The sequence below is a fragment of the Luteibacter anthropi genome (assembly GCF_011759365.1).
GTDB lineage: Bacteria > Pseudomonadota > Gammaproteobacteria > Xanthomonadales > Rhodanobacteraceae > Luteibacter > Luteibacter anthropi.
In genome coordinates this window covers 83836-96432 of record NZ_JAARLZ010000010.1, presented here as the reverse complement: position 1 = coordinate 96432, position 12597 = coordinate 83836, and the positions used below count along the sequence as shown (strand labels likewise).

At 64.4% G+C, this 12597-nt stretch carries 13 protein-coding genes; 8 read left to right on the top strand and 5 right to left on the bottom strand.

The window, feature by feature from the left end; translation table 11 throughout:
- The first annotated feature begins 23 nt into the window (after nucleotides 1–23).
- Nucleotides 24–458, top strand: coding sequence for a DUF2383 domain-containing protein (locus tag HBF25_RS17225; protein WP_166950569.1), 435 nt, complete (start codon nucleotides 24–26; stop codon nucleotides 456–458).
- A gap of 6 nt (nucleotides 459–464) precedes the next feature.
- On the opposite strand, the gene HBF25_RS17220 is transcribed toward HBF25_RS17225, so the two are convergent.
- Together HBF25_RS17220 and HBF25_RS17215 are read right to left on the bottom strand one after the other, a co-directional pair.
- Nucleotides 465–686 carry a hypothetical protein gene (locus HBF25_RS17220; RefSeq protein WP_166950567.1) on the bottom strand — a complete coding sequence of 74 codons (222 nt, stop codon included), beginning with the start codon at nucleotides 684–686 and terminating at the stop codon, nucleotides 465–467.
- A gap of 108 nt (nucleotides 687–794) precedes the next feature.
- Complete coding sequence (locus HBF25_RS17215) at nucleotides 795–4319, bottom strand: transporter substrate-binding domain-containing protein (protein ID WP_166950565.1); 3525 nt, start codon at nucleotides 4317–4319, stop codon at nucleotides 795–797.
- A 110-nt stretch (nucleotides 4320–4429) separates the two neighbouring features.
- Between HBF25_RS17215 and HBF25_RS17210 the strand changes: the two genes are divergently transcribed.
- Both HBF25_RS17210 and HBF25_RS17205 read left to right on the top strand, forming a co-directional pair.
- Nucleotides 4430–5065, top strand: coding sequence for a response regulator (locus HBF25_RS17210; protein ID WP_166950563.1), 636 nt, complete (start codon nucleotides 4430–4432; stop codon nucleotides 5063–5065).
- 119 nt (nucleotides 5066–5184) lie between these two features.
- Nucleotides 5185–6045: a DUF2884 family protein gene (locus HBF25_RS17205; protein ID WP_166950562.1), complete on the top strand. Its 861-nt coding sequence runs from the start codon at nucleotides 5185–5187 to the stop codon at nucleotides 6043–6045.
- 3 nt (nucleotides 6046–6048) lie between these two features.
- Here the strand turns inward: HBF25_RS17205 and HBF25_RS17200 are convergent, their stop codons facing one another.
- The gene (locus HBF25_RS17200) at nucleotides 6049–6435 is read right to left on the bottom strand and encodes a VOC family protein (RefSeq protein WP_166950560.1); all 387 of its coding nucleotides are present in this window, start codon (nucleotides 6433–6435) and stop codon (nucleotides 6049–6051) included.
- 53 nt (nucleotides 6436–6488) lie between these two features.
- Entirely contained in the window at nucleotides 6489–8042 is a 1554-nt protein-coding gene (locus HBF25_RS17195) for a glycoside hydrolase family 30 protein (protein ID WP_166950559.1), read from the bottom strand.
- 198 nt (nucleotides 8043–8240) lie between these two features.
- Between HBF25_RS17195 and HBF25_RS17190 the strand changes: the two genes are divergently transcribed.
- From HBF25_RS17190 to HBF25_RS17180, 3 genes are read left to right on the top strand one after another with little or no spacing between them, the layout of a single operon-like run.
- A complete protein-coding gene (locus HBF25_RS17190) occupies nucleotides 8241–8690 on the top strand; it encodes a MarR family winged helix-turn-helix transcriptional regulator (protein ID WP_166950557.1) in 450 nt (149 codons plus the stop codon).
- Nucleotides 8687–10114, top strand: coding sequence for an MFS transporter (locus HBF25_RS17185; RefSeq protein WP_166950556.1), 1428 nt, complete (start codon nucleotides 8687–8689; stop codon nucleotides 10112–10114). The genes HBF25_RS17190 and HBF25_RS17185 overlap by 4 nt, the downstream gene beginning before the upstream one ends.
- A complete protein-coding gene (locus tag HBF25_RS17180; RefSeq protein ID WP_166950554.1) occupies nucleotides 10104–10655 on the top strand; it encodes a cysteine hydrolase family protein in 552 nt (183 codons plus the stop codon). The genes HBF25_RS17185 and HBF25_RS17180 overlap by 11 nt, the downstream gene beginning before the upstream one ends.
- Nucleotides 10656–10697: 42 nt before the next feature.
- On the opposite strand, the gene HBF25_RS17175 is transcribed toward HBF25_RS17180, so the two are convergent.
- A complete protein-coding gene (locus tag HBF25_RS17175; RefSeq protein ID WP_166950553.1) occupies nucleotides 10698–11594 on the bottom strand; it encodes a LysR substrate-binding domain-containing protein in 897 nt (298 codons plus the stop codon).
- Here HBF25_RS17175 and HBF25_RS22590 point away from each other — a divergent pair.
- Nucleotides 11593–12009 (top strand): carboxymuconolactone decarboxylase family protein, encoded by a 417-nt coding sequence (locus tag HBF25_RS22590; RefSeq protein ID WP_243853292.1) that lies wholly within the window; start codon nucleotides 11593–11595, stop codon nucleotides 12007–12009. The genes HBF25_RS17175 and HBF25_RS22590 overlap by 2 nt on opposite strands.
- A 2-nt stretch (nucleotides 12010–12011) precedes the next feature.
- Complete coding sequence (locus HBF25_RS17165; RefSeq protein WP_166950551.1) at nucleotides 12012–12590, top strand: DUF4865 family protein; 579 nt, start codon at nucleotides 12012–12014, stop codon at nucleotides 12588–12590.
- Nucleotides 12591–12597 lie beyond the last annotated feature (7 nt).

Genomic DNA, 12597 nt, shown 5'->3' with positions numbered 1-12597 from the left:
CCCGGGACGCTAACGTGGCCTCCATGGAACGCAGTGCCGTACGTCTCGTGAATGGGTTGATCCGGCGGGTCATCGCGGATCGCGATCTGTACCTGCATGCCGCCGCTGGCGTGCGCGAACCGGGCCTGAAGGCCATCCTGGAAGAATCGGCGGATTCCCTGACGGGGATCGCGGCAGAGCTGCAGCGCGAGGTCAATGCCGGTGGCGGTCGTGCTGCCACGGCGGCGGGCCCGTTTACCGGCATGCGCCGGACGATGATGGATGCTTCCGTAAAGTTGTCGCACAACCCGGATGTCACTTATATCCGCACGCTCGAACACATGGAGCGGAGGTTGCTCGATGCCTTCCTCAAGCTGGAGGCGTCATCGAAGGACAGGGCCACCGTGGGCCGGCATATTGCCCGCCTGCGCCTGCTGCATCTGGACATGATTCATATGGGCGGCGCGACGGGCCGCTGAGGCGGCTCAGGCCGCGTTGCGCATGCGGCGCAGTTCGCGGTGCAGATACACATCGGCAGATACGCGCACCGGGTGTGCCGCGATAAGGGTTTCGCGGTCGGCGAAGAAGTTGGCAAAAGCGATGGCGTCGGCGGCATCCGTGCGCGCGGCAATCTGCACGCCCTCGCGGAAGATGCCCCACGAGCCGTCCATGTCTGCAATGTGATATTCGATGGTGTGTCTCGGCATATCCCGCCCTTCCCGGTCGTCTGCTGATGTCGGACCATCATCGATGGGGCGGGTGTCCCAAAGATATCGGACTAGTCTGAAAAAGCGCGACTATTTTGTGAAGGCGGTCTATGCATCGTCTGCTTTCGCCGTGGCGCGACGAAGGCGTTCTGTCCAGGCCGAAACGGAAGCCAGAAACGCCGGGACGCGAGCCATGGCCTGGTCTGGCGTGGTGCTCTTCAATGCATGCTCAATGGTCTCGCCCATGACGGCCTCGGGGGATGTGCCGAATATCCGCATGCCGCCGAGAATCCTGTGGATCGTTTCCGCCATGCTGGCCGGATCATCCAGGTGCCGAGCCTTTTCCAGGTCTTCCTGCGTGGCGTGCGCGAACCGGTCCACCAGTGACGAGAGCACGTCGAGACTACCGAACGTTTCCAGCAGGTGGCTGGTGTCCCAGGGTGAAGGCTCTTCAGGCCGGCATCGGTCGAGTGCGCGACGGAGCGTGTCGATGCGTACCGGTTTGGAGAGGAAATCATCCATGCCAATGGCCGAACAGTGCTCGCGTTCCCCGATCATTGCATTTGCCGTCATCGCAACAATGTGCAGATCACTGCCGTTGTCGCGCAGTGTCCGGGCAAGCGTGTAGCCATCGAGGCCAGGCATGTGCAAGTCGGTGAGAAGCACGTCGAATCGTTCGCTCGTCGCCAGCGCAAGCGCCTGTCGTCCGTCGGGAACGACGCGATGGCGGTGCCCCAGTCTTTCCAGCTGCGTGCAGATAAGTTCACGATTCGTCGGATGGTCTTCCGCGACGAGGACGTTCAGTACGTACTGCGTCCCGGAGACTGCGGGCTGCGGTGTAGCGACGGGAAGCGCCAGAGCGCAGCAGGCGAGTTCCAGCATCACGGTTACACACGTTCCCCGCCCGGGTTGGCTTTCCAAAGTGACGCTGCCGTCAAGCAGTTCGACCAGGCGACGGCTGATGGTCAGCCCCAGGCCACTCCCCCCGAATCGGCGCGTCGTGGACGACTCGGCCTGCTGAAAGGGTGTGAACAGATGCGTAAGGTCGTCGGCGGCTATGCCGATGCCTGTGTCTGTCACAGCGATGCGCAGGCGCTGTCGTTCAGGGCCGTCGGCGATCACATCGATGGTGACATCGACCTGTCCATCCGGTGTGAACTTGACGGCGTTGCTGACCAGGTTCAGAAGCACCTGGCGCAGGCGCATGCCATCCACGCTATGCGCAGGTGCCAGGCGTTCGTCGATATGGCAGTTCAGCAGCAGTGACTTGCGTTCGGCCTGCCAGGCAAACAAATCCATGATGCCTGCCACGAGGGCGCGAAGATCCACGGGTGTCGGCTCCACCACCAGGCAGCCCGCTTCGATGCGTGAGAAGTCGAGCACGTCGTCGACGATCTGCATGAGGGCATCTGCCGAATGCTCGGCGGTGCCGAGAAGCCGGCGCTGTTCAGCCGTAAGCGGTGTATCGGCCAGCATTTCGAGCATGCCGATGACGCCATGCATCGGTGTGCGGATTTCATGGCTCATGGTGGCCAGGAAATGACTCTTCGCCAGGGTGGCCCGCTCGGCAGCTTCCTTGGCGGCAGCCAGTTGTGCCGATTGCAGGTGTTGTTCGGAGACGTCGATCCAGTAGCCGGTGAATTCCACGAGCGAGCCAAGACGCCGGGGGACCGCATGGGCGGCGATCCAGCGGATGGGTCGGCTGTCGCGTATGCGCATTTCCGTGTGAACGGCGGACAGGGTCATGGCGGCACTGGCAATGAGCGCCTCCAGCGGCCCCTGGTCGCGTGGATCGATCCGCGCGAATGCACTGCGCTCGTCATGCAGGAAGGTATCGGTCCCTACCCCGAAGATGGGCTCGGGATTGCCGCCGACATAGGTGAATTCGATCCGGCCGTCATCGTGATAGAGATAGCGATACACCACGGCGGGGATATTCCGCGTCACGTCAGCCAGTTGCTCTTCCGTGCGCAAGCGTCGACGGGTTTCCCGGCGAAGCCGGAAGTAGGCGAGTGTCATGGCGAGAAACAGGCTCATGGCCAGCACGCCGGGCAGCCATGCCTTGCGTGCGATCTCGCGCCATGAACCGCCCCAGGTGTATTCCGAGCGCAGCCATGTATTGCGGATGGCTTCGGCGCGGCGGTCCGGCATGCGCGACAGCACGCGATCGATCAGCGGAAGCAGGGGTGCATAGCGACGCTGTATGGCTATCGAGAGGTCATCCCGTGCACCGGTCGACGCTGTCATTTTAAGGCGCCCCGGATAATCGCGGCGCAGCAGGTACTCGGTGCTGGCGATATCTCCGACGAAGGCGTCCACCCTGCCTGAGTGCACGGCTTGCAGCCCCTCATGCGTGGAACCCACGGGGATGGTCTCGCTTGCGGCGATCTGCGCCGCCGCCTGGGCCACGGCGGGACGCACGAGGTTGGCGGCGATGCGCCGCCCTGCCAGATCATCGCCGGAGACAACGGTCGGCGCGTCCTCCCGCGTGACGATCATGACGGGGAACGTGGCATAGGGAGTCGAGAAGTCGAACTGCCGTCCAAGATCGCTGTTGCGCGGCGAGGCGGCCGGCAGCAGGTCGATCTCACCGGACATCGCGCGACGCGTGGTTTCGTCCCAGTTCGCAGCAGGCACCGTTTCGGTACGTATACCGAGCGCATGCGTGATGTCGCGCAGGTAGTCGATGGCCATGCCTTCGACGCGCCCGTCCCGATCAAGCAGCGTAATCGGTGCCGCGGTGGGGTCGATGCCGATGCGCAGGGGAGGTAGCGTGGCCAGCCATGCCCGCTCATCGGCACTCAGGGGTATGTCGAGATCTTCGGAAAAATGTCCTGGCCCGTCGTGGGTCCATGTACGGCGCAGGCGTGCGTGATCGGCGGGCTTCAGGCGATTGAGTGCATGGTCCAGTGCCGTCAGCAGCGGTGCGCGTCCGCGTTCCGTGGCGACGGCGAAAGACAGTGTCGTAATGGGCAACGGGGCCGTGGGCCCCAGCCGGAGCTGGTGGCGAAGACCGGTACGGCCCATGGCGACGTCCAGTACGCGAGGATCACCAAGCACCGCGTCCACGCCGCCCTGCGCGAGCTGATGCAGGGCATCCGCTATGGTGGCCTCCCGCACCACGACGACATCCGGAACGTAGCGCTTCAGCACCTGGTCTTCGGCATATCCGGCCTGTGTGGCGACACGACGGCCGCGAAGATCACCGAAGTGGACGATCGCACTTTCCTCCCGGCGCACGGCCAGCATGGAAGACGATTCGTAGTAAGGCGCACCGATCAGGAGTTTGCCGTTCCTGTCCGGTGTCGGCGCCACGTCCATGAGAACATCCACCTCTCCATCCTGCGCGGCTGCCAGGGCTGAGGGCCAGTCCGGAAAGATCTGGAAGCGAACAGCGGTACCGAGATCCTCCGCAAGCTCACGCAGGTAGTCAGCAGCGAGGCCCTCCACGTGTCCGTCCCGGACGACTTCGAAGGGGGCGTAGCCCTCGGCATAGGTAGCTGCGACGATGACCGGATGTGCCTTTATCCAGGCGGCTGACGCCGCAGGCAGCGTGTCGGTGGATGGAGGCAGCGCAGCGCTGGCGAGCGTGGGAAAACTCAGTAGTACGACAAACAACTTCAGATACTTCATGGCGTTCCTTCGACCACGAACAGGGCAATTACGGTAATCTCCGTGGCAATGAGACGATTAGCACATCGACCCGGGAGCAGCTACACATTAACCGGCAGCGAGTGAGACCCATGGTTTTACGCACGATCATCGCCGATGACCACCCTGTCGTTCTTATGGGCGCGCGTGCCGCGCTCGAAGCCAACGGTGACATCGAAGTGGTGGGTGAAGCCTCCGACGGCGATCAGTTACTGGCACTGCTCGCCATGAATCCGTGCGACGTCGTCATCAGCGATTTCTCCATGCCGGGTGGACGGCACGGTGACGGCCTTCTGCTCATCGACCATATCCGCCGCCGTCATCCCCGGCTGCCCATCGTGATGCTGACCATGGTGAACAACGCCGCGGTGTTGCAGGCCATGCGACTGCGCGGTGCGCTGGGGCTTTGCGACAAGCGTGCGCCATTGCGCGAAGTGGCTGTCGCGGCCAGGCACGCCTTTTTCGGTCGGCCTTATTACAGCGATTCGATCCGCCGGCAGTTCGACGAGAGCATCCTGCCGGCCGAAGGCCTGCACGGCCGGCTTTCGCTTCGTGAGCTGGAAGTGGTGCGGCTTTACGCCGGTGGCCTGTCGATCACCGCCATCGGTGAACGCCTCAACCGCAGTATCAAGACCGTCAGCCGGCAGAAGCGCGACGCCATGCGCAAGCTGGGTCTGGATCACGACGGCCAGATCGCCGAATACGCCCGCGAACACGGCATCACCTGACCCCTGCCGGAAGTCGGGGGAGTGACCAATCGCCCATGCCGGCCTTCTCCGGTCGGAGTAAACCTTTCCCTGACCGGAAGCATCCAAGCCGGCACAGTTGCACTCCCGGGGAGGGGACCATGCGCCATTCCATCATTGCTACCACGCTTGCCCTGGCCCTGGCGGCCATGCCGGTCGCCACGCCAGCAAGGGACTTCAGTTTCAGCACCGACACCTGCAAGCACGACTATTCCACGCCTTACGACCTGGACGTCACGGCGGCCGGCCTGTCTTTCCACCGCAAGGACGGCACGCCGTCGCGGGTCTTCCTGCACGACGGGGCACTGAAGGTGGACGGTCGCGACGTCGCCGTGTCCACCAGCGATGCAGAAGCCCTGCGGCGCTACGAGGCCGGTGTGCGCCGGCTGGTGCCGCTGGTGGCGTCCGTGGCCCGCGACGCCATCGATATGGGCTATTCGGCCATGAACACGGTGACGATGACCTTTGCCGAGCCGGACCAGCGCCAGCGCATGCTGGAGAAGCTGCGCCGCAAGCAGGCCGAGTCACTGCGCTCGATCGACGAGGGCATCGGTGCCGGGCACTGGTCCTCGGATCGCATGGTCGAGACCGCTGTTGGCTCGGTATCCGATTCGGTGGGCGAACTGGTCGGCTCGGTCACCTCCAGCGCCGTGACCGCGGCGCTGTCGGGAGACTCCAGCAAGGTCGCCGCCTTGCAGGCAAGGAGCGAATCGCTGAACAAGTCCCTCGATGCCCAGATGGACAAGCGCTCCAAGGCCCTGGACGCACGCGCCAACGCGATCTGCCCCCAGGTCAACGACCTTGCCGATATCCAGCAGGGCTGGCATATCCGCCTGGCCGATGGCAGGCCGCTGGCGCTGATGACCATCAAGCCCAAGGACAGCGGCAAGGATTCCGACAAGGACGACGAAAAAGGCGAAGAGAAAGCCAACGACTCCGGCAAGAAGGTCGTCAGCTTCTGAGCCTTACGTCGGCTGGATCAGGTCCCAGGCGTTGCCGTAGAGGTCTTCGAACACCGCCACGGTGCCATACGGCTCGTGGCGTGGCTCTTCGCGAAAGCGCACGCCGTGCGCCAGCATGCGGGCATGGTCGGCGGCGAAATCGTCGGTGTTGAGGAACAGGAACACGCGACCGCCACCCTGGCGGCCCACATGCGCACGTTGCTCGTCGTTCACGGCACGGGCGAGCAGCAGGCGCGTGCCTTGCGATGCACGCGGTGCCACCGTCACCCAGCGCTTGCCTTCGCCCTGCGGCATGTCGTCGACCAGCGAGAAACCCAGGGCCTGGGTAAAGAAGGCGATGGCCTCGTCGTAGTCGTTGACGAGAAACGCGATGGCGCCGAGGCTTTGCATGCTGCGTGATCCTTGAAGGGGAAGGGCAAGGCCGCCCATTAAACCATGCGGCGCTAGTGGACGCGCTTCATCCACCACAGGAAGCGGCGCAGCCACGCCGTATGCGGGTCGGGATTCCAGACGAAGGTCGCCACGCTCTGCGCTGGCATGTCGTATTCGAAGCGGATCTGTCCTTCGGCGACGGAGACCTTGTGTGGTTGAGCGTGACCGTTGACGACCACCAGCACGACCGAGCCATCGGACGCATTCTGGAAGGCGACGTTGTGGATGCCCTTTCCGGTATCCGTGGAACCGATGCGCACAGCATCAGGCAATACGAAGCGACTGAAATGCGCCAGCGCATAGTATTCGTCGTTACGGCTTATCTCGCCCGTACGCGAATCGATCAGCACCACGCCCTTGCAGGCATCGCAGCCACCGAAGTGCGGACCGTGGTTTTCGTCCAGCGCGAGGTTCCAGTAGATCACCCCGCGTGCCCACTGCCGGATGCCTGCGATCAGCAGGTCGCGCGAAAACCAGAGCAGTTCACCGTTCGCGGCGGAGGCCCAGTCACCGCCCGAGCATTCGGTGAGATAGGCATCCTTGTCGGGATGCGCCTTGTGCACGCGTCCCTGTGCATAGGGACTGCCCTGGTAGCAATGCCACGCCACGCCGTCGACATAACGGGCCGCCACGGGATCGCCCAGCACTTCGAGTGGCTGCTCCGGTGCATTCCAGTTGTGATCCCAGTCGAGGATCTGCGTGCGAGGCACTCGCTTTGCGAGCTTCGGGCCAAGGTACTGACCGATGACGCGTGCGCGTGTTGCCGCTGGCATAAGCATGCCGGGATAGGTGAGTGGCTGGAACGCGGGTTCGTTCTGGAGCGTCAGTGCAAAGATGGGAATGCCATGGCTGCGGAACGCATCGAGGTACTTCACCAGGTAGTTCGCGTATGCACCCTCGTATTTTTCTTCCAGCTCGCCGCCCAGCAGGTTCTGGTTGGTCTTCATCCATGCCGGCGCACTCCATGACGAGGCCACGATGGCGATGTCCGGATTGATGGACAGCACCTCGCGTACCGTCGGTATCACCCCGTCCATGTTGGGCGTTACGTTGAAGTGCGACAGATCAGGATCGTCGTCGCCGAAGGGGATGTCGTCGAAGGTGTAGAGATTCAGGGAGAAGTCCGACGCACCGATGGTCAGGCGCATCATGTTGAAATTAAGGCCGGGCGGCGGTCCGTACAGTTCGCGCAGCAGCGCATGGCGCCTGGCGGCATCCAGCTTGTTCTGCAATAGCCACGCAGACGAATCGGTCATGGCGGCGCCAAAGCCCACCATGGTCTGGTAGGTCTTGTGGGCATCGATGACGATGTCCGCCGTGTCGCTACCGCGAGCACGTGTGGGAATGTCGGGCTGCTGCGCCAGCTTCAGGCGTCGATCGGCCGTGCTCAGCCAAAGCTCAACGGCAGGCACCGATGCCGGCGTCGGGCCGGACACCACGCTTGCCGTCACCTGCTGCCTGGCGCGGAGTTCATAGGGAACGGAAAGGGCGAGGCCGGTGATCAGGGCGATCAGCCCGGCGAAGATGACGATGACCCGGTGGGAACCCGGTTGGCGCTCATCCATGGGGCACGTCCGGCCTGTCGTCCGTGTTGCGGTTCGGTTGGATCACAAAACTCCCGGCCATGCCTTCACGGTGCGACTGTATTTTGAAAAGCGCCGGGACGCGAGCCTGTTTCGGCCGATGGAGGTTCGCAGGATGTTTCGAAGGCAAACTTGCAAGTTTACCTTGCAAGTTTGCCTGTCGAAGCGTAGCGTGATCGCATGACCTCGCCCACCAGCCCCGATATCGAAGCCATCGCCACCGACCTGCTCACCGCCTGCGGACAGCTGGTACGCCGCCTGCGCGCCGAGTCCAACCGGCTGGAGCTCACCTGGTCGCAGTCCGTCATCCTGGCGCGCCTGGATGCCATGGGGCCGACCTCCACGGCAGACCTTGCCCGGGCCGAGGCGGTCAAGCCGCAGTCGATGGGCGCCTCGCTGGCCGTCCTGGAAGGCGAAGGGCTGGTGGAGCGTTCCCCGCATCCCAGCGATGGCCGCCAGTTCCTGTTCTCGCTGACGGACGCCGGGCGCGGCGTGCGTGAGCGTACCCGGCGGATCAAGCTCGCCTGGTTGTCCGAAGCCCTCGGCAGCCTGGACGAGGCAGAGCGAGACGAACTGGCCCGCGCCGCGAGTGTGATTGCCCGCCTCGCCGATACGCCGGCCGAGGGATGAACCGCTCACGCGCCGTGGCGGGCCCGGGCAAGCCCTTCGGTCCGCGCTTCGTGCTTCCGCTGGCCCTGGGCTCGTCGCTCAACCCGATCAATTCGACGACGATCGCCACGGCCCTCGTCCCCATCTCGCAGGACTTCCACGCCTCGGTCGCGCAGACCGGCTGGCTGATCGCGGGCCTGTACCTCACCAGTGCCGTGGCCCAGCCGACCATGGGCCGGCTTGCCGATCTGCTGGGAGCGCGCCGCGTCTATATCGTGTCGCTGCTGCTGGTGGCGCTGGCCGGTGTCGCCGGACGCTGGGCGCCGTCGCTGGGCTGGCTGGTGGTCGTGCGCGTGATGCTGGGCATCGGCACGTCGGGCGCTTATCCGTCGGCCATGCGCCTGTTCCGCGAACGGGCGGAGCAAAGCGGTAGCGCGCCGCCGCGTATCGCCATGGGCGTGCTGTCATTCACCGGCATCGCAACCTCGGCCGTGGGGCCCGTGCTTGGCGGGGTGCTCACCGGCGCGTTCGGCTGGCATGCCATCTTTACCGTCAACATTCCACTGGCCTTGTTCACGCTGGTGATGGTGCTGGCGTGGGTGCCCGTGGACCCGCCGCGTCACCTGCCTCGCGGTGCACTCGTGCGGGAACTGGATCTGATCGGCATCGGCCTGTTCGCCGGCATGTTGCTGGCGCTGATGACCTTCCTGATGGATCTGGAGCACCCGCGCTGGGCGATGCTGCCCGTCGCTGCCGCGCTGTGCGTCCTGCTTGTCGTGCACTCGCTGCGTCGCCCTGAACCATTCCTCGACCTGCGCATGCTGGCAAAGCATCTGCCGCTCACGGTGACCTACCTGCGTGCGATGGCGGTCTTCACCACGGTGTACTGCGTGTTCTATGGCTTTGCCCAATGGCTGGAAAGCGCGGCGGGTTACTCTGCCGCCACGGCGGGCCTGGCGACCCTGCCGCTGTCGATCGTGGGCGGCGTGGCGTCCATCCTTGGCGCGAGGACGCGCGGCCTTCGCGGGCCCTTCCTGCTGGCCTTTGCTGCATCGATCCTCGGCTGCATCTGCCTGCTTTGCCTCACGTCGGCGTCGCCTTTGTGGCTGATTGCCGCGGCCGTGGCGTTCTTCGGTGTTCCGCAGGGTCTCGCTTCCACGTCCACGCAGGCCGCCGTGTATCTCCAGGCGCCGGCCGACCAGCTCGGCATGGCCTCCGGCCTGCAACGCACGGCGTCGTACATCGGCGCGATCCTCGCGACCAGCGTGCTGGGCGTTGCCTATGGCCACCACGCTACCGATGGCGGCATGCACATCCTCGCCTACGTGATCGGTGGCATCAGCCTCGTGCTGCTCGTCGCCACCGTGTTCGATCGCACCTTGCCGCGTGCCGTCCCTTCGTCGTCATCCCCCAACCACTCCCGAGATGCCTCCCATGCCGCTTAGCCAACTCGACGCCAACGCCGCCCTGATCGTCATCGATCTGCAGAAGGGCATCGTCGGCCTTCCCACCGTCACTCCCTCGGCGCAGGTCGTGGAGCGATCCGCTGCACTGGCGAAGGCCTTTCGTGCGAGCGGGCGTCCCGTGGTGCTGGTGAATGTCGTTGCCTCCGCGCCGGGTCGCAGCGATGCCGGCCATCGCGCATTCCCGGAAGATCCGAGCTTCATCGAACTGGTGCCGGAACTTGAACAAGCGCCCACCGACCACCTCGTCAGCAAGCAGCGCTGGGGCGCCTTCCAGGACACCGACCTCGATGCCTGGCTGCGCGGCCAAGGTGTGGAGCAGGTGGTGATCGTGGGCATCGCGACGAGCGTCGGCGTGGAATCCACGGCGCGCTATGCCAACGAACTGGGCTATCACGTGGTGCTGGTGCCCGATGCGATGACCGACCTCAACGCCGATGCACACGAAAACAGCGTGACACGCATTTTCCCGCGTATTGCCGAAACCACCGACACGCAGACCCTGCTCGCAACGCTGGCCTAAGGATGTTCTGTCGGCGGCCACCCTGGTGTGCTCGCCGATAGGTTAGGCGGCCTGGACGGGCACCGGTTCCGCGAGTCGTTCGAGGATCAGTGCCGACAGGCGTTCCACGGCGGGCGTCGTGGCAGTGGCCGCGTGAAATACACCAAGGCCTAGCGTGGGCAGCGCAGGCAGGCCGCCTTCGCCCGGCTCCAGCGCGCGCACGCTCGCCGGCAGGCCCAGCGGTGTGCGGACACTCACGCCAAGGCCGGCCTTCACCGCTGCCCAGAGTCCCGCGAGGCTGGCGCTGGTGAAGGCGATGCGCCAGGGGATGCCTGCACGGTCGAGTGCCTCGATGGCCGCCGTGCGCATCAGGCAGGGCGATTCGAGCACGATGAGGGGCAGGGGATCGGCCATATCGAAGGCGAAGGCTGGCAGGCCCGCGCCGGGACCGATCCAGCGCATCGGTACGGCATCAATGCGGCCCACAGGAAGGCGGCGGGCTTCCGTCGTCCACGCCAGCGCCAGATCCAGTTCACCGCCGCCCACACCATCCATCAGTGCCGAATTGCGGGCGATGCGTACTTCGATGCGCAGCTTCGGATGCGCACGAATGAAGTGACCGAGCACGTCGGGCAGCAGCCATTCGCCGAAGTCTTCCTGCAAGCCCAGCCTGACACGACCTTCCAGCGGCTGGCCCTGGATGGCCGAAGCGGCTTCGTCGTTGAGGTCGAGCAGGCGTCGCGCATAGCCGAGCAGGGTCTCGCCCGACTCGGTAAGCGCCATGCCGCGCCCGTTGCGACGGAGCACCGGTACGCCGGCCTGTTCTTCCAGCTTCTTCAGCTGGGCACTCACCGCCGAAGTGGAGCGCCCGAGCCGGTCGGCCGCCCTGGCGAAGCTGCCGAGGTCTACGCCGACGACGAAGCTGCGCAGCACATCAAGATCGAAGTTCACCCGTCGCATGGCCATCGTACCGATTTATCGAATGGTTGATTCTGAATTTTCCGATTTTCGGGATGAACTGTCCTCGCTACCTTGGACACCGTCAAGCCCCCTCATCCGGAAGAAATCTTATGGCAACCTCCTACGGTCAGGTCTACCAAGACATCGCTCCCCGGTTTGCCGAATTACCGATGAGGTGCTCTTTGGCGACGTCTGGAAACGCCAGGAACTCGCTTCGCGGGACCGCAGCCTGGTGACCGTGGCCGTACTGGTAGCCATGAACCGCGTCGAGCAATTGCCGTTTCATCTGCGCCTTGCCCGCCAGAACGGTGTGTCATCGGATGAGCTGGCCGAGCTGGTGACTCACCTGGCGTTCTATGCAGGCTGGCCCGTCGCGGCTTCCGCGCTAAACCTGCTTCGCGGCGTCGGAAAGTGACCATGTACGCCATGCAGTACGGTTTCCTGCTACCTGCCGATTACGACATGTCGATCATCCATCGACGCATCGCCGAACGCGGTCATCGCACGGATGGCCTGGCCGGCCTGCGCTTCAAGGCGTACCTGGCCGCGGAACGGCAGTCTGCGTCGTTGCCTTCGCGCGATAACCTGTATGCACCGTTCTACCTGTGGGACGACAACGAGGGCATGAATGCCTTCCTGTGCGGTAGCGGGTTCAACAGCGTCATCGATGCCTTCGGGCGGCCTTCTGTTGCGACATGGTCAGTATGGAATTCCGTCGTCAATGATGACCTGACGAGTGCCGTATGTGCCTCGTCGCAGCGGGAGAATATCCCACTGTATGCGGCGCTGGACGCATGGCGGCAGCGCGAAGCGCAGCACAATGCCGACGCGATGGCTGACGGAGCGGTTGCTGCGCTCAGTGCGTTCGAGCCGACTACATGGAGCCTCGTTCGCTTCCGCCTATGGCCACAAGCGCGCCCCGACCTTGCCCGCGACGAGGTGCAGCTTTACACGGTCGGTCACGTCTCGACCGGTCTATCCCTCGATCCTCATTGAACCTGGA

Excerpts from the sequence above, each read along its gene's own strand:
- HBF25_RS17190 (WP_166950557.1), top strand. The coding sequence starts at position 8,241 with ATGACCTCGCCCACCAGCCCCGATATCGAAGCCATCGCCACCGACCTG.
- HBF25_RS22590 (WP_243853292.1), top strand. The coding sequence starts at position 11,593 with ATGGCCATCGTACCGATTTATCGAATGGTTGATTCTGAATTTTCCGAT.
- HBF25_RS17210 (WP_166950563.1), top strand. The coding sequence starts at position 4,430 with ATGGTTTTACGCACGATCATCGCCGATGACCACCCTGTCGTTCTTATG.
- HBF25_RS17200 (WP_166950560.1), bottom strand. The coding sequence starts at position 6,435 with ATGCAAAGCCTCGGCGCCATCGCGTTTCTCGTCAACGACTACGACGAG.
- HBF25_RS17180 (WP_166950554.1), top strand. The coding sequence starts at position 10,104 with ATGCCGCTTAGCCAACTCGACGCCAACGCCGCCCTGATCGTCATCGAT.
- HBF25_RS17175 (WP_166950553.1), bottom strand. The coding sequence starts at position 11,594 with ATGCGACGGGTGAACTTCGATCTTGATGTGCTGCGCAGCTTCGTCGTC.
- HBF25_RS17225 (WP_166950569.1), top strand. The coding sequence starts at position 24 with ATGGAACGCAGTGCCGTACGTCTCGTGAATGGGTTGATCCGGCGGGTC.
- HBF25_RS17205 (WP_166950562.1), top strand. The coding sequence starts at position 5,185 with ATGCGCCATTCCATCATTGCTACCACGCTTGCCCTGGCCCTGGCGGCC.
- HBF25_RS17185 (WP_166950556.1), top strand. The coding sequence starts at position 8,687 with ATGAACCGCTCACGCGCCGTGGCGGGCCCGGGCAAGCCCTTCGGTCCG.
- HBF25_RS17195 (WP_166950559.1), bottom strand. The coding sequence starts at position 8,042 with ATGGATGAGCGCCAACCGGGTTCCCACCGGGTCATCGTCATCTTCGCC.
- HBF25_RS17220 (WP_166950567.1), bottom strand. The coding sequence starts at position 686 with ATGCCGAGACACACCATCGAATATCACATTGCAGACATGGACGGCTCG.
- HBF25_RS17165 (WP_166950551.1), top strand. The coding sequence starts at position 12,012 with ATGTACGCCATGCAGTACGGTTTCCTGCTACCTGCCGATTACGACATG.
- HBF25_RS17215 (WP_166950565.1), bottom strand. The coding sequence starts at position 4,319 with ATGAAGTATCTGAAGTTGTTTGTCGTACTACTGAGTTTTCCCACGCTC.